This is a genomic window from Streptomyces sp. NPDC058371, from assembly GCF_042723265.1.
Taxonomy (GTDB): Bacteria; Actinomycetota; Actinomycetes; order Streptomycetales; family Streptomycetaceae; genus Streptomyces.
In genome coordinates this window covers 446,693-462,292 of sequence record NZ_JBHXJC010000001.1, presented here as the reverse complement: position 1 = coordinate 462,292, position 15,600 = coordinate 446,693, and the positions used below count along the sequence as shown (strand labels likewise).

The window sequence follows — 15,600 nt, the reverse complement described above, 5'->3', positions numbered from 1 at the left end:
CCATGCTCGACGTACGTGGTCTGCGGAAGGTGTACGAGGGGTCCGGGCGCCGTGTCGAGGCGGTGCGGGACCTCACCTTCACCCTCGACGCGGGCGAACTCGTCTGTCTGGTCGGCCCGTCGGGCTGCGGCAAGACCACCCTGCTGAAGTGCCTGGGCGGCCTGCTCGCTCCCACGTCCGGGGAGGTCCTGCTCAGGGGCCGGCCGGTGACCGGTCCGCCGCCCGGCATGGCGTTCGTGTTCCAGGAGTACGGGCGCAGTCTGTTCCCCTGGATGCGGGTCGGCGAGAACGTGGAACTGCCGCTCAAGCAGAAGCAGTTGAGCAGGGCGCGGCGCCGGGAGCTGGTCGCCGACGCGCTGGAGTCGGTCGGCCTCGCGGACGCGGCCGGGGCGTATCCCTGGCAGCTGTCCGGCGGCATGCAGCAGCGGGTCGCGATCGCCCGTGCGCTGGCGTACGAGCCGGACGTGCTGCTGATGGACGAGCCGTTCGCCGCGGTCGACGCGCAGACGCGGGCCGATCTCGAGGACCTGGTGCGCAGGCTGTGGCGGGAGCGCGGGATCACGGTCCTGTTCGTCACGCACGACATCGACGAGGCCGTCTATCTCGGCCAGCGGGTGCTGATCCTCTCCTCCTCCCCCACCGTCGTACAGGAGCAGCTGCAGGTCGATCTGCCCGACGAGCGGGACCAGTTGCACACCCGGGTCGCCCCGCGCTTCGCCGAGCTGCGGACCCATGTGTACGAGCAGATCCAGGCGGCGAAGCGCGGGGCGGCGTCCGAGCTCAGGAAAGGTACGCCTCCACCTCACTGAGCTGGGCCGCGGGCCAGCCGGTGTTGGCGGTGACGTTGAGCCTCAGATAGCGCGCGTTCGTGCCGGCGGGCAGGTTCACGGTGACCGAGTTCCCGGTGGCCGGGTCGAAGCGGTAGCCCTGCGAGCCGACGACCGTCGAGTACGAGGAGCCGTCCGTGCTGCCGAGGACGGACAGGGTCTGCGTACGGGCCTGCCAGGCCGCGGCGGGCGGCAGCTTCAGCACCACCCGGCGGGCCGCCCGGGCCGAACCGAGGTCGACCGTCCAGGTCTGCGGGAAGGCGTTGTTGGACGACTCCCAGTAGGTGTTCGTGTCCCCGTCGACCGCCTTGCCGGGCGTGTAGACGTCGACGGATCCGCTGGCGGTGGCGGTGTGCCCCTTGGCGAGATTGGTGGTCGGGTCGGGCGCCGGGTTGCCGGAGCCGGGCTGCGGCCAGGCCGAGCAGTTCGACCAGGTGCTGTCCCAGCCCGTGTTGCCGCCGCCGTTCGTGAGCGTGAAGGTGCCGCTCGGGTAGGGGCAGTTGTAGACGCCGGCCGCGCCCACGCCGGTCGCCCGGACATTGCTGAACTTGACCGTGCCCTGCGTCTCGGCCTGGACGACGACGGTGCCGACCTTGTCGACGGTGGCGCCGTTCACGTTCACGTTGCTCGTGGCGTAGCCGTGCCCGCCGCCCGACACGAACTCGAAGGCGCTGTACGGGCTGTCCGTGACGGTGGTGTTGGTGATGTTCACCGTGGCGTTGATCGCGCTGTCGTAGGAGTCGACGCGCAGCGCCCCCATCGGATGGTTCCAGTTGGGGTTGATCGCGCCGGCGCGCACGACCGCGTTGCCGTCGACCGTGATGGTGCCGGCCAGCGGCGAGAAGGGGTCCATGAATTTCTGGTTGGAGATCGCGATACCGCTGCCGAGGGCGTTGGTATCGGAGATCAGGTTGTTCTTCACCCCGATGTCGGTGCCGCCGTAGATCGCGATGCCGTTGGCGAGGTTCGGCTGCGAGATCGTGTTGTTCTCGAAACTGCTGTTGGTGTCGGGCGAGTTGAGCGACCACATGGCGAGGGAGTCGTCGCCCTGGTTGCGCAGGAAGTTGTTGCGGACGCGGACACCGTGCGCGTTCCCGTTCAGGTTGAGGCCGTCGGCGGTGGTGTCGAGGATCCGGTTGTTCTCGACGACAAGGTTGTCATTGTTCCCGGTCAGCCACAGCCCGACCTTGAGGTGCTGGATCCACATGCCGGAGACGGTCGAGTTCGGGCCCAGCGAGCCGTTGACGAAGTTGTCCGGATTGGAGTCCACGCGCTCGGTGACCTCGCCGATGACCGCGAAGTCCTTGAGGTGGACGCTGCCGGACGAGCTGGTCTGGTCGATGAAGCGCGAGGTGCGCACGACGGAGTACCAGCTGCCGGCGCCCTGGAGGGTCACGTTCTGGACGCCGTTGAGGGAGGACGTGATCCGGTAGTCGCCCGGCGGGATCCAGACGACGCCCCCTTGCGCGGCGGAGATCGCGGACCGGAACGCCTGCGTCGAGTCGCCCTGGCCGGTGGGGTCGGCCCCCTTGTCGGTGACCGACACGGCCCCCGCGGGCTTGGTGGCGGCCGCGGCCACCTGCTCGAAGTCGGCGACGTCCACGGTGACTTGGGTGGACGTCGCCTGGAAGGCGACCTTGTCACCCGCCTGCACGTTCTGGCCCAGCAGCAGCCGCGCGTTGTCGAAGAGGTGGTGGGTCTTGGCTCCCGCGATCCAGGAGGTGTCGACGTAGGAGTACTTGGAGGTGACGCCCAGCGTCTTCGACAGCTTGGTCCCGTTGACGTACACGTCGAGCGAACCGGACTGGCCGTCGGGGACGCTGTACGAGACGTTCACCGCGTTGGCCGCGCGCGGCACGGTGAACTCGACGCGCTGGCCCGCGCTCAGCCGTACGGCCTGGCGTCCGGAGGCCTCCGAGGCGAGGGTGCCCTGGGTGTAGTCGGGGCCGATCTTCGTGCCCGTGGTGGTGGCGCCCTCGGCCTCGACCGAGGTGAAGGGCAGGGTGGCGCCCGCGGCCGTCGCCGCGGAGTGGGCCGAAGTGGCGCTGAGCATGCCCGCGGAGAGCGCGACGGCCACCGCGGCCGCCGCAGCTGGCATGCGCCTGACAGTTCTGGACATGTGCTGATCCCTTTCATCGTGGGGGTGCCGGGATAGCGGGGTGGTTCGACGGCCTGGCTGCGGGGTCAGGCACGCAGCCAGGCCGCCGTGTCCTGGGGAAGGCGCCCCTGGTCGTCCAGGGGGCCGCTGGTGAGCAGAAGTGCGCGGTGCGCGGGGAGATCCGCCGGGGTGCCGGAGAGGTTGACCACACAGCGCAGACCGTCGGTGCGCTGGAAGGCGAGGACGCCCTCGGGCGCGGGCAGCCAGCCGAGCGGGCCGTCGCCGAAGCCGGGTTCGGTGCGCCGGATGCGCAGGGCCTCGCGGTAGAGGCGCAGCATCGAGCCGGGGTCCGCGGTCTGCCGGTCGGCCGCGTACGCGGGCCAGCCGGCGGGCTGCGGAAGCCAGGGCTCGCCGCCGAAACCGGCGTACGGCGCGTCCTCCGTCCATGGCAGCGGGACGCGGCAGCCGTCCCGTCCGGGATCCGTGCCACCGGAGCGGTAGTGCATCGGGTCCTGGATCCGGTCGCGCGGAATCTCCGCCTCGGGCAGGCCGAGTTCCTCGCCCTGGTAGACGTAGACGGCTCCGGGCAGGGCCAGTGAGAGCAGGGCGGCGGCACGGGCGCGACGGGTGCCGAGGGCGAGGTCCTCCGGGATGCCGAACGCCTTGGTCGCGAAGTCGAAGCCGGTGTCCTCGCGGCCGTAGCGGGTGACCGTGCGGGTCACGTCGTGGTTGCACAGCACCCAGGTGGCGGGCGCGCCGACCGGGGCGTGCTCGGCGAGCGTCTCGTCGATCGACGTCCGCAGCCGGGTGGCGTCCCACGGGCAGGACAGGAAGGAGAAGTTGAAGGCGGTGTGCAGTTCGTCGGGGCGCAGATAGCGGGCGAAGCGCTCCGTGTCGGGCAGCCAGACCTCGCCCACGAAGATGCCGTCGTACTCGTCGGCGACCGCGCGCCAGGAGCGGTAGATGTCGTGGAGCTCGTCGCGGTCGACGTACGGATGCGGGTCGCGGCCCTCGACGAAGTCCGGCAGGTCCGGGTCCTTGACGGGCAACGCGGCCGAGTCGATACGGACGCCGGCCACACCCCGTTCGAACCAGAACCGCAGGACGTCCTCGTGCTCCTGACGGACCGCCGGGTGCGCCCAGTTGAGGTCGGGCTGCTCGGGAGTGAAGAGATGCAGGTACCACTCGCCGTCGGACAGCCGGGTCCAGACCGGCTCGGGCGACCCCGCGAACTGCGACCGCCAGTCGTTGGGCGGGAGTTCACCGTGCGCACCCCGTCCGGGGCGGAAGTGGAAGAGCTCCCGCTCGGGACTGCCGGGTCCCGCCACGAGCGCCGCGCGGAACCAGGCGTGCTGGTCGGACACGTGGTTGGGCACGATGTCGACGAGGGTGCGGATGCCCAGTTCCCGCGCCTCGGCGATGAGCTTCTCCGCCTCGGCGAGCGTCCCGAAGGCCGGATCGATGGTCCGGTAGTCGGCGACGTCGTAGCCGCCGTCGGCCAGCGGTGAGAGGTACCAGGGGTTGAACCACAGGGCGTCCACACCGAGTTCGGCGAGGTACGGGAGCTTGGCGCGGACGCCCGCGAGGTCACCGGTGCCGTCGCCGTCACCGTCCGCGAAACTGCGGACGTACACCTGGTAGATGACGGCGGAGCGCCACCACTCGGACTGATTCCGGGCAGGGAGGGGCTGTCCCACGGTGCGTTGCCTTTCGTTCGAGGGGGGTCACGAGGGGCGCCGGAGGGGGCTGCGGCTCAGCCCTTCGTACTGCCCGCGCTGATCCCCGCGATGATGTGCCGCTGGAACACCAGGAACATCAGGACCATCGGGATGCTGGCGATCACCATCGAGGCGATGAGCACGGTCAGCGGGATGTTCTGCGACAGCTGGACGAGCGCCACGCTGATGGGCTGCTTGTCGGTGTCGGAGAAGACCATCAGCGGCCAGAGGAAGTCCTGCCAGACGGCGACCAGGGCGAAGATCGAGACGACTCCCAGGACCGGACGGGACATCGGCAGCACGATCGACCAGAGGGTGCGCAGCCGGCCGGCGCCGTCGATCTCGGCGGCCTCCAGGACATCGCGCGGGATCTGGTCGAAGAACCGCTTGAGCAGATAGAGGTTGAAGGCGTTGGCCACCGCGGGCAGCCAGATGCCGAGCGGGTCGTTCAGCAGGCTGGTGTGGATCAGCGGCAGATCGGCGACGGTCAGGTACTTCGGTACGACCAGTGCCTGGGCCGGCACCATCAGCGTGGCGAGGATGCCACCGAGGATCACCTTGCCGAAGGCGGGCTTCAGCTTGGACAGGGCGTAGGCCGCGGCCGTACAGAAGATCAGCTGGAGGATCCACGCGCCCGCGGCCTGCACCACCGTGTTCCACAGGTGGGTGGGCAGGTCCATCAGTTCCCAGGCGTCGGTGTAGCCGCTGAGGCTCCAGTGCTCGGGAACGAGGCTCGGGGGTGTGCGCGTGACCTCGTCCGGCGACTTCATCGCGCCGGTCACCATCCAGTAGACGGGGAAGAGGAAGGCGAGCGCGAAGAGCAGGACGACGCCGGTGAAGACGGTCCAGTAGAGGGCCTTGCCGCGGGGTCGGGCGAGGGTGAGGGGCGAAACCAGCGTGCGGGTACTCACGAGTCCTCTCCTCCGGAACGGGTCAGCCGCAGATAGAGCGCGGAGAAGGCGCTGAGCAGGACGAGCAGCATCACGCTGAGCGCGCAGGCGCCGCCGAAGTCGTTGTAGAGGAAGGCGTACTTGTAGATCAGGTAGAGCACGGTGACGGTCGCGTTCTCGGGACCGCCGCCGGTGATCACGAAGGGCTCGGTGAAGACCTGCATCGTGGCGATGATCTGCAGCAGCATCAGCATGAGGATGATGAAGCGGGTCTGCGGGATCGTCACGTGGCGGACGCGCTGCCAGATGCTCGCGCCGTCCAGCTCGGCCGCCTCGTACAGCTCACCGGGGATGCCCTGCAGCGCGGCGAGGTAGATGAGGACGGTGCCGCCGAGGTTGGCCCAGGTGGCGACGATGACGAGCGAGACGAGCGCGGTGTCGGCGCCGTTGGACCAGTTCGAGGTCGGCAGGTGCGCGAAGCGCAGCGCCTCGTTGGCGAGGCCCGCCCCGGGATCGTAGAACCACTTCCACAGCAGGGCGCTGACCACCGGCGGGATCATCACCGGCAGGTAGACCACGACTCTGAAGAAGGCCTTCGCGTGCCGCAGTTCGTTGAGCACCAGCGCCATCAGGAACGGGACGGCGAAGCCGATGAGCAGGGCGATGAGCGTGAAGGTCAGGGTGTTGCGCCAGGCCGCGGTGAACTCCGGGTCGTGGAAGACGCGGATGAAGTTGGCCGTACCGACCCACTCCCCGCCGGACCCGGGCGTGTACTTCTGGAAGGCGATCACGACCGCGCGGATCGCCGGGTACCAGGAGAACAGCGCGAAGCAGAGCAGGCCGCCGATCAGGAAGGCGTACGCACGCAACTGGTCGGCCAGGCGCCGGCGCAATGGACTCCCCGTCCGGCGCCTGGCCGACCGCGACCCCTCCGGCACGCCGACGGCGGCCGGAGGGAGTGCTGCGGGCTTCGATGCGGTCTTCATGAACGGTGTCAGCCCCGGGCCAGAATGGAGTCGATCTTGCCGGACGCGTCCTTCAGCAGCTTGTCGATGTCGGCGTCCTTCTTGGTGAGCACGGCGGAGACGGCGCCGTCGAGGACGGAGTAGATCTGCTGGGCCTGCGGCGGCTCGATCTTCATCTCCAGGCTCTGGTTGCCGTCGAGGAAGGCCTGGTAGTTCTCCACGGGCACGTTGGCGTTGGCCTTCTTGACCTGCTGGTCCTTGGCGTCGGCCGCGCCGGTGAAGAGCCGGGGCTCGGGCAGGCCCACGGGCGCGTCGTTCTTCTTGGCGCGGGCGTAGTCGCCGAGGAAGCCGTCACCGGGCGTCAGGTACATGCTGTCGAGCCACTTGAGGCCGGCCTTGATCTGCGCCGGGGTGTCCTTCTTGTTGAACATGTAGCCGTCGCCGCCGATGAGCGTTCCCTTGCCGCCGGGCATCGGGGCCAGCGCCAGGTCCTTGTAGTTGCCGCCCTTCTCCTTGACGAGGATCGGGATGTTGTCGGGCGCGGAGAGGTACATGCCGAGCTTGCCGGAGCCCATCATCTGCTGGACGTCGTTGAGGATGAGGAGCTGCTTGCTGCCCATCGAGTTGTCGGTCCAGCGCATGTCCTTGAGGTTCTGCAGGACGGCCTTGCCCTCGGGGGTGTCGACGGTGGCCTTCTTGCCGTCCTCGCTGACCACGTTGCCGCCCTGCGAGTACATCTCGGCCGTGAAGTGCCAGCCGCCCTGGTTCTGCGCGCTGTAGTCGGCGTAACCGACGGTGCCGTTGCCGAGCGCGGCTATCTTCTTGGCCGCGGCGCGGAGTTCGTCCCAGGTGGCCGGGGGCTTGTCCGGGTCGAGTCCGGCCTTCTCGAAGAGCTTCTTGTTGTAGATCAGCCCCATCGAATAGCCGGTGCGCGGGATGCCGTAGATCTTGCCGTCGACGGTGTAGATGTCGCGCAGCTGCTGCTGGATGGTGCTGTAGCTCTTGAGGTCCTTCACGTACGGCGTGAGGTCGGCGGCCTGGTTGATGTCGACGACGTGCTTGGCATCCGTGAAGTACGTGTAGAAGACGTCCTCCATCTGACCGCCGGCGAGCTTCGCGTCGAACGTCTTGGGGTCCTGACAGGGGAACCCGTCGTGCGTGACGACGTCGATGTCCGGGTTCTGCTTCTCGAAGGCCTTGACGTCGGCCTCGAAGAACGAACGGTCGACCTTGGCGCTCTTGGGCGGTTCGCAGTTGACCGTGATGCGGGTCTTGCCACCCGCCTTGCCGTCGTCGCCCGACCCGCACGCGGAGACGGCGGTGAGCGCAAGGGCGGATGCCATGAGCGTGGTGCAGGTACGGCGGAACCCGGGACTTCTCATCGGTGGACCCCTCTTGGGCAGGCGCAGGGAAGGCCCACGGCGGCACACCGGGCGGTGCGACGACCGTGTCTGGCGCCGCACACTCAAGCACCGGGGGCAGCTGTCCGCAAGATGTCGCGCAGAATCTGTAATTATTTGACAGCGGACTGGATCTCAGTGGCGCGGCGCTTGCGCGATGGACCCCGGAGCGGCGAGACGTTTGCGCGGGTGACCGGATCCCGTTGCAGTGCGCTTCCGCACGGGGCCGGAGCCGGGGCGCGGCGCTCCCGCGGGCGGCGGCGCCCGGCGGCGATGGCCCTGCGGACAGCCGTGTTCCGGCGGTGGCCTCGCGCGGCACGCAGGGAGGCGGGTGCAGTTCGGCCGGGCAGACCGCGGAGGCTAACGGGCTCGGTGCGCGCGGCGCCGCAGGGACTCGATCGCGGCGCTCCCGAGCGGGGCGCGGGGCAGGACTCAGGAGCGGCGCGCTCGCGCGGGCCGGCGGGACTCGGTGGCGGAGCCCGGAGGGACTTAGCGGCTCAGGCGCGGGGCGCCTGCGCGGTCGAGCCCCGGACCACCAACTCCGGCTCGAACAGCAGCTCTTCGGCCGGTACGGCGCTGCCGCCGATCTGGGCGTTCAGCAGCTCGACGGCCGCGCGTCCCATCGCCTCGATGGGCTGGCGGACGGTGGTCAGCGGGGGCTCGGTGCAGTTCATGAACGCGGAGTCGTCGTACCCGACGACCGACACCTCGGACGGGACGGCGAGTCCCTTGCGGCGGGCGGCGCGGACGGCCCCGAGGGCGAGCGGGTCGCTGGCGCAGATGATGCCGGTGATACCGCGGTCCAGCAGCCGGGTGGTGGCCGCCTGGCCTCCCTCCAGGGAGAACATGGCCCGGGCGATGTGCTCCTCGGGCAGATCGGCCCCGAAGGCCCGGGCCGCGGCGAGTTTGCGCTGGGAGGGCATGTGGTCGGCGGGGCCGAGGACCAGCCCGATCCGCTCGTGCCCCAGGGAGGCCAGGTGTCGCCACGCCTGCTCGACCGCGACGGCGTCGTCGCACGAGACGCCCGGGAAGCCGAGGTGCTCGATGGACGCGTTGACCAGGACGACCGGAATCTTGCGGTCCGCGAGCTGTCGGTAGTGGTCGTGCGGAGCGTCGGCCTGGGCGTACAGGCCGCCCGCGAAGACCACTCCGGAGACCTGCTGCTGGAGCAGGAGCTCCACGTAGTCCGCCTCGGAGACACCGCCCTTGGTCTGGGTGCACAGCACCGGAGTCAGCCCGAGCTGTGCGAGCGCGCCGCCGATCACTTCGGCGAAGGCGGGGAAGATCGGATTCTGCAGTTCCGGCAGGACCAGGCCGACGAGACGCGCGCGTTCGCCGCGCAGCTGTGTGGGCCGCTCGTAGCCGAGGACGTCGAGGGCGGAGAGCACCGCCTGCCGGGTGGCGTCGGAGACTCCGGGCTTGCCGTTGAGCACCCGGCTGACCGTGGCCTCGCTGACCCCGACCTTCATCGCCACCTGAGCAAGTCGTCGCGTCATGGCCGCAAGAATAGCGCAAGCAATGCAAACCGCTTGCGTAATCGTCGGACTACTTGTTCCTGCGATCCGACAGGCCTGCCGGTGAGGGCCCCCGTGCGTGTCCGTGCCGGCCGAGCGCGGGTGTCACGCCCGGGAGACCCGGGCCGCGCGCGCCGCCCCCGAAGCCGCTCCCGGAACGGTCCCCTGACCGGCCCCCGGAGCCGCCCACAGCCCGCGCACATGACCCAGATGACGGGTCATCACCTCGCGTACGGCCCGCTCGTCGCGGGCGAGCAGCGCGTCGAGGAGTTCGAGGTGCTCCTCCGCGGAGTCCCGCAGCCGGTCCGCCGCCACGAGCGCGTGGAGCCCGTACAGCCTGGAGCGCTTGCGCAGCTCGCCGACGACCTCGACGAGGTGCGCGTTGCCCGCCAGCGCGAGCAGGCCGAGATGGAAGCGGATGTCCGCCTCGACGTACGCGATGAGGTCACCGGCCGCCGCCGCGGTCACGATCTCCCGGGCCGCGGGGCGCAGCGCCTCCAGCGAGACCGGGTCGGCGGTGGTGGCCAGCTCCACCACGGTGGGGACCTCGATCAGGGAGCGGATGTGGGTGTACTCGTCGAGCTGTCTCTCGGAGACCGCGGTGACCCGGAAGCCCTTGTTCGGCACCGTGTCGACCAGGCCCTCCTTGGCGAGGTCGAGCATGGCCTCGCGCACCGGTGTGGCCGAGACGCCGAACCGGGCGGCGAGCGTCGGCGCGGAGTAGACCTCGCCGGCACGCAGTTCGCCCGCGATCAGCGCGGCCCGCAGCGCGTCCGCGACCCGCTCGCGGTAGCTGCTCTTCTTCCCGCCCAGCACGGGCAGGGCGGGCGCGGCGGAGGGTGCGCTGCTGCGCTGGGCGGCCATGGGGGTCTCTCCTCGGGCGGGCAGTGCCATATGACGTCTCACCAGTATCTCCACGGTTCGGATCCGCCCCGGCAACGGGGCCTGTCCCGCAGCCGGACAGTCCCTAGAGCACGAATCCGGCCGGGAACGGATCGCTGGGGTCGAGCAGGTACTGGGCGGTGCCGGTCACCCAGGCGCGGCCGGTGAAGCTGGGCAGCACGGCCGGGACTCCGGCGACTTCGGTGGTCCCGAGCAGCCGTCCCGTGAACCGCGTCCCGATGAAGGACTCGTTCACGAACTCGGTGTGCAGCGGGAGTTGGCCACGCGCGTGCAGCTGCGCCATCCGCGCGCTCGTCCCCGTGCCGCAGGGCGAGCGGTCGAACCAGCCCGGGTGGATCGCCATGGCGTGCCGCGAGTGGGTGGCCGTGGCGCCCGGGGCGACGAGGTGGACGTGGTGGCACCCGCGGATGGACGGGTCCTCGGGGTGCACCGGTCCGCCCGCTTCGCCGATGGCGTCCATCAGCGCGAGGGCGGCCCGGAGCATGTCGTCCTTGCGGGCACGCTCGAAGGGCAGCCCGAACTCCGCGAGCGGCAGGATCGCGTAGAAGTTGCCGCCGTAGGCGAGGTCGTACGTCACCGTCCGTCCGTCGGCCAGGGTCACCCTGCGGTCGAGGCCGACGGCGAAGGACGGCACGTTCCTCAGGGTCACGGCCCCGGCGGCGCCGTCCTCGACCGCGACCTCGGCGACGACGACGCCCGCCGGGGTGTCGAGCCGGATGGTGGTGACCGGCTCGACGACCTCGACCATGCCGGTCTCCACCAGCACCGTCGCGACGCCGATGGTGCCGTGCCCGCACATCGGGAGATATCCCGAGACCTCGATGAAGACGACGCCGTAGTCGCAGTCGGGTCGGGTGGGCGGCTGGAGGACGGCGCCGCTCATCGCCGCGTGGCCGCGCGGTTCGTTCATCAGGAGCCGCTTGATGTCGTCGCGGTGCGCACGGAAGTACAGCCGCCGCTCGTTCATGGTCGCGCCGGGGATCGTGCCGATGCCTCCGGTGACGACCCGGGTCGGCATGCCCTCGGTGTGCGAGTCGACGGCGTGCAGGACGAGTCTGCTGCGCATGGGATCCGTAACTCCTGGTGGTCGACGGGCGGTCGGGAATCTCCTGATGAGATACGGGGGGCGAGGAACTCCTGATGATCGACGAGGGGGTCAGCCGAGGCCGGCGGCGACGGCCTGCTCGGTGGCGGCGCGGACCGCGGCCTCCTGCCCGGGCAGCAGCGGTACGCGCGGCGGTCGGACCGGACCGCCGTACCGGCCGGCGATGTCCATGGACACCTTGATGGCCTGGACGAACTCGGTCCTGGAGTCCCAGCGCAGCAGCGGGTGCAGCTGCCGGTAGAGCTTGCCCGCCGTGTCGAGGTCGCCGCCGACGGCGGCGTGGTAGAGCTCGACGGTCGCGGTGGGCAACGCGTTCGGGAAGCCCGCCACCCAGCCCTTCGCACCCGCGACGGCCAGCTCCAGCAGGACGTCGTCGGCGCCGGCCAACAGGTCCAGTTCCGGGACGAGTTCGGCCAGCCGGTAGGCCCGGCGCACATCGCCGGAGAACTCCTTGACCGCCTGGATCGACCCCTCGCCGTGCAGCTTCGCGAGCAGTTCGGGCACCAGGTCGACCTTGGTGTCGACGGGGTTGTTGTACGCCACGACCGGCACCCCCGCCCTGGCGACCTCCGCGTAGTGCGCGAGCACGGAGCGCTCGTCGGCGCGGTACGCGTTCGGAGGGAGCAGCAGGACGGATCCGCAGCCCGCGTCCCGGGCCTGCTCGGCCCAGCGGCGGGCCTCGGCGGATCCGTAGGCGGCGACACCCGGCATCACCCGGGAGCCGCCGACCGCGGACACGGCCGTCTCGACGACCCGCGCGCGCTCCTCGGGCGTGAGGACCTGGTACTCACCGAGCGAGCCGTTCGGTACGACACCGTCGCAGCCGTTCTCGACGAGCCAGGCGCAGTGCTCGGCGTACCGGTCGTGGTCGACGGACAGGTCGTCGTCGAACGGGAGGGCGGTGGCGACGAGGACGCCGCGCCAGGGACGGTTCTCGGTGGTGACCATGAGCGGAACCCCTCTCCATGGAGTGTGACATTGCATCGAGCCCTACGGTTCACTCGCCGCGGGCCTGCCTGACTCCGGCTGCCGGGCTCGGGGTCGGTCGGTCGGTCGCCTCGGGATAGCCCGCCCGGGCGAGCACCCCGAGTGGCACCGGACGGGCCAACAGCCGTCGTACGGGGACCTGTTCGCAGCCGGCGAGCCCCGCGACCGCCGACTCGCACATCCGGCCCTGGCACCACCCCATCCCGGCGCGGGTGAGGAGCTTGACCGTACGGACGTCTCCGGCCCCCAGCCCGGTCACCGCCGCCCGGACCGCCCCGCCGGTGACCTCTTCGCAGCGGCACACGACGGTGTCGTCGGTGACCTGCTCCGGCCAGTGCGCGGGCGGAGCACAGACGGCGTCGAGCGCGGCGAAGAACTCCCGTAGCCGGGTACGGGACTTGGCGGCCGCGGACCACTGGCGCGGGTCGGGTTCCGCGCCGTTCAGCCGGGCGGCGATCGAACGCCCCGCGATGTGTCCCTCGGCGAGCGCGAGCGCCGCGCCCCCGATGCCGGTGGTCTCGCCGGCGGCCCAGACGCCGGGCACGTCGGTGCGCTGTTCGCGGTCGACATGGACGTTCAGGCCTTCGATACGGCAGCCGAGCGCCTCGGCGAGGTCGGTGTGCGGGAGCATGCCGTGTCCGACGGCGAGGGTGTCGCAGGGGATACGTCGCCCGGTGCCGGGCCGTACCCGCCCGGCGGTGTCGAGCCGGGCCACCGTCACCGCTTCCAGCCGCTCGCCGCCGTGCGCCTCGACGACGGTGTGGTGTGCGAGCAACGCGACGCGGTGGCACAGGAGTCGGGCCGCGTACCGGGCGCCCTCGGCGAGCTTGTCCGGCCGGGCCGCCAGCGTCCCGGCCCGGCGTACGAACGCCCTCGGGGCGGCGGACTCGACGAGCGCGGCGACATCGACACCGGCTGCGGCGAGCCCGGTCGCCACGGGCAGCAGCAGCGGCCCGCTCCCGGCCACCACGGCGGTCCGGCCCGGCACGGCGAGCGCGCCCTTGAGCAGGGCCTGGACTCCACCGGCGGTGACGACCCCGGGGAGCGTCCAGCCGGGGAACGGCAGGACCCGCTCGTATCCGCCCGTGGCGAGGAGGACGGCGTCCGCGCGGACGACGGCGGACTCCTCCTGGAGGGGGCCGAGCAGGGCATGCACGGCGAACCCTCCGGGACGCGGCACCGCGGGGCTCACCACCGGTCCCGCCGCACGTCGGGCAGGGGCGGCCCTGTCGGCGGCATCCACCTCGGCCGTGCGCCCGCCAAGGACGGCCCCGTCGACCGCATCCACCCCGCCCGTACGCCCGCCAAGGACGCCCCCGTCGACCGCATCCACCCCGCCCGTACGCCCGCCAAGGACGCCCCCGTAGGCGCCACACCCGCCCGCCACTCCCCCGCCCTCCCCCGGCGCACCACCCTCGACGACCCACACGTGGTGGTCCGTCAAGTGCTCGATCGCGCCCGCCCGCACCTGATCGGCGAGACCCCGCACCAGCCTTGCCCAGGTCCGTGACTGCTGGAGTGGGCGGCGCGCACTCAACTCCGCTGCGGGGTGCCGGTAGAACTGCCCGCCCGCCTCGGCCGCCGAGTCGATCAGGGTGACCCGGACGCCGCGAGACGCCGCGGCCAGGGACGCGGCCAGGCCCGCGGGGCCGGCGCCGATCACCGCGAGATGCGGGCGCTCAGTCATCGTGACCGGTCCCCTCCTGGGTGCGGATCGCGTCGCCCGGCCGGACCGGGACGAGACAAGCACGTTGATTGGGGCGGTCGTTGACGGTCACCAGGCAGTCGAAGCAGATGCCGATGCCGCAGAAGACTCCGCGCGGCCTGCCTGCCCCGCGGGTGGCACGCCACGAGGTGACTCCGGCAGTCCACAGCGCGGCGGCGACCGTCTGCCCGGGCCGTGCCTCCAGCTCACGGCCGTCGAGGGTGACGGTGAACGCCGCCAGGGGCAGGCCCCCGGCCGGTTCCCGGGGATTCACGCGACCTCCTCGGGGAAGCGGTCGGGCCGGAAGGGCGCGAGGTCCAGGTCGGGCGTCCTCCCGGCGAGGACCTGGGCGAGCAGATGCCCGGTACCGGTGGCGAGACCGATGCCCGCGCCCTCGTGCCCGCAGGCGTGGAAGAGTCCGGGAACCCGCGCGTCGGGGCCGATGGCGGGAAGGTGGTCGGGCAGGTACGGCCGGAATCCCACGTAGGTGCGCAGGGCCCGTACGTCCGAGAGGAACGGGAAGAGCCGGGTCGCGCCCGCGGCGAGCGCCCGTACCACCGGCAGCGAGAAGGAGCGGTCGAAGCCGGCCCGTTCACGGCTCGCGCCGATCAGGATCGGTCCGGCGGCGGTTCCCTCCACGACCGGCGAGGACTGCAGCGCGGCCGAGTCGCTGGCCACGTCGGCGACATAGTCCGCGGCGTACACCTTGTGCCGGACCCGCCGCGGCAGCGGCTCGGTCACCAGCACGAAGCCGCGCCGGGGCAGAACCGGCAGCGGGACGCCCGCCAGCGCGGCCACTTCGGCGCCCCAGGTTCCGGCCGCGTTGACGACCACCGGAGCGTGCAGGTCCCCCTGGTCGGTACGCACCCCGCGCAGCGAGCCGTCCGTTGCGCGCAGCACCCCGGTCACCGTCCGACCGGTGAGCAGCCGCGCCCCCGAGGACCGGACCAGATGCGCGGCGGCCAGGGCGGGCATCACCTGGGTGTCCTGCGGATAGTGCACGGCGCCCGCGAGCCCGGATGCCAAATGCGGTTCCACATCGTGGAGTTGATCCCCGGGCACGGGCCGTGCCGTGACCCCGGCCGCCCGCTGGCCCGCGGCGAAGGTCTCCAGGGCGGTCAGCCCCTCGGGCGTGGAGGCGACGACGAGGCCGCCCTTGGCCTCGTACTCGATCGCCTCGCCCAGCTCCTCGGCGAGGCCGGCCCACAGCCGCCCCGACAGCAGGGCCAGCCGGAGTTCGGGGCCGGGTTCCTTGTCGGAGACGAGCAGATTGCCCTCGCCGGCGCCGGTCGTGCCGCCGGCCACCGGGCCGCGGTCCACGAGGACGACGTCGAGACCCGCCCGGACCGCGTACCAGGCACAGGCGGCGCCGACCATGCCGGCTCCGACTACGACGACATCGCAGGTCAGTCGCGTACTCACGTCAGTACTATGTCACATGGCTCTCTTACCGGGAACAGGGCCGGCGAAGGACGTGCGGCGGTGAAC

General features: G+C 71.3%; 13 protein-coding genes. 1 reads left to right on the top strand and 12 read right to left on the bottom strand.

The window, feature by feature from the left end; all coding sequences use genetic code 11:
* Window positions 1–2: 2 nt before the first annotated feature.
* Window positions 3–809: an ABC transporter ATP-binding protein gene (locus ACFWM2_RS01955; RefSeq protein WP_383271963.1), complete on the top strand. Its 807-nt coding sequence runs from the start codon at window positions 3–5 to the stop codon at window positions 807–809.
* On the opposite strand, the gene ACFWM2_RS01950 is transcribed toward ACFWM2_RS01955, so the two are convergent.
* The 12 genes from ACFWM2_RS01950 to ACFWM2_RS01895 form a co-directional block, all read right to left on the bottom strand.
* Window positions 781–2,925 carry a discoidin domain-containing protein gene (locus ACFWM2_RS01950; RefSeq protein ID WP_383271961.1) on the bottom strand — a complete coding sequence of 715 codons (2,145 nt, stop codon included), beginning with the start codon at window positions 2,923–2,925 and terminating at the stop codon, window positions 781–783. The two genes, ACFWM2_RS01955 and ACFWM2_RS01950, sit on opposite strands and share 29 nt — an antisense overlap.
* A gap of 86 nt (window positions 2,926–3,011) precedes the next feature.
* A complete protein-coding gene (locus ACFWM2_RS01945; protein ID WP_383271959.1) occupies window positions 3,012–4,622 on the bottom strand; it encodes a glycoside hydrolase family 13 protein in 1,611 nt (536 codons plus the stop codon).
* A gap of 56 nt (window positions 4,623–4,678) precedes the next feature.
* Window positions 4,679–5,554 (bottom strand): carbohydrate ABC transporter permease, encoded by an 876-nt coding sequence (locus ACFWM2_RS01940; protein ID WP_383271957.1) that lies wholly within the window; start codon window positions 5,552–5,554, stop codon window positions 4,679–4,681.
* On the bottom strand, window positions 5,551–6,519 hold the full coding sequence (locus tag ACFWM2_RS01935) for a carbohydrate ABC transporter permease (protein WP_383271955.1): 969 nt from the start codon (window positions 6,517–6,519) through the stop codon (window positions 5,551–5,553). Before ACFWM2_RS01935 ends, ACFWM2_RS01940 begins: the two co-directional genes overlap by 4 nt.
* An 8-nt stretch (window positions 6,520–6,527) precedes the next feature.
* The gene (locus tag ACFWM2_RS01930) at window positions 6,528–7,880 is read right to left on the bottom strand and encodes an ABC transporter substrate-binding protein (protein ID WP_383271953.1); all 1,353 of its coding nucleotides are present in this window, start codon (window positions 7,878–7,880) and stop codon (window positions 6,528–6,530) included.
* Between the two features lie 515 nt (window positions 7,881–8,395).
* Entirely contained in the window at window positions 8,396–9,394 is a 999-nt protein-coding gene (locus ACFWM2_RS01925; protein WP_383271951.1) for a LacI family DNA-binding transcriptional regulator, read from the bottom strand.
* 123 nt (window positions 9,395–9,517) lie between these two features.
* Window positions 9,518–10,276: a GntR family transcriptional regulator gene (locus tag ACFWM2_RS01920; protein ID WP_383271950.1), complete on the bottom strand. Its 759-nt coding sequence runs from the start codon at window positions 10,274–10,276 to the stop codon at window positions 9,518–9,520.
* Between the two features lie 103 nt (window positions 10,277–10,379).
* Window positions 10,380–11,381, bottom strand: coding sequence for a proline racemase family protein (locus ACFWM2_RS01915; protein WP_383271948.1), 1,002 nt, complete (start codon window positions 11,379–11,381; stop codon window positions 10,380–10,382).
* A 90-nt stretch (window positions 11,382–11,471) separates the two neighbouring features.
* Window positions 11,472–12,368: a dihydrodipicolinate synthase family protein gene (locus ACFWM2_RS01910; RefSeq protein WP_383271946.1), complete on the bottom strand. Its 897-nt coding sequence runs from the start codon at window positions 12,366–12,368 to the stop codon at window positions 11,472–11,474.
* 49 nt (window positions 12,369–12,417) lie between these two features.
* Window positions 12,418–14,094, bottom strand: coding sequence for an NAD(P)/FAD-dependent oxidoreductase (locus ACFWM2_RS01905; protein WP_383271944.1), 1,677 nt, complete (start codon window positions 14,092–14,094; stop codon window positions 12,418–12,420).
* Window positions 14,087–14,386: a (2Fe-2S)-binding protein gene (locus tag ACFWM2_RS01900; protein WP_383271942.1), complete on the bottom strand. Its 300-nt coding sequence runs from the start codon at window positions 14,384–14,386 to the stop codon at window positions 14,087–14,089. The genes ACFWM2_RS01905 and ACFWM2_RS01900 overlap by 8 nt, the downstream gene beginning before the upstream one ends.
* On the bottom strand, window positions 14,383–15,534 hold the full coding sequence (locus ACFWM2_RS01895; protein WP_383271940.1) for an NAD(P)/FAD-dependent oxidoreductase: 1,152 nt from the start codon (window positions 15,532–15,534) through the stop codon (window positions 14,383–14,385). The genes ACFWM2_RS01900 and ACFWM2_RS01895 overlap by 4 nt, the downstream gene beginning before the upstream one ends.
* Between the last annotated feature and the right edge of the window lie 66 nt (window positions 15,535–15,600).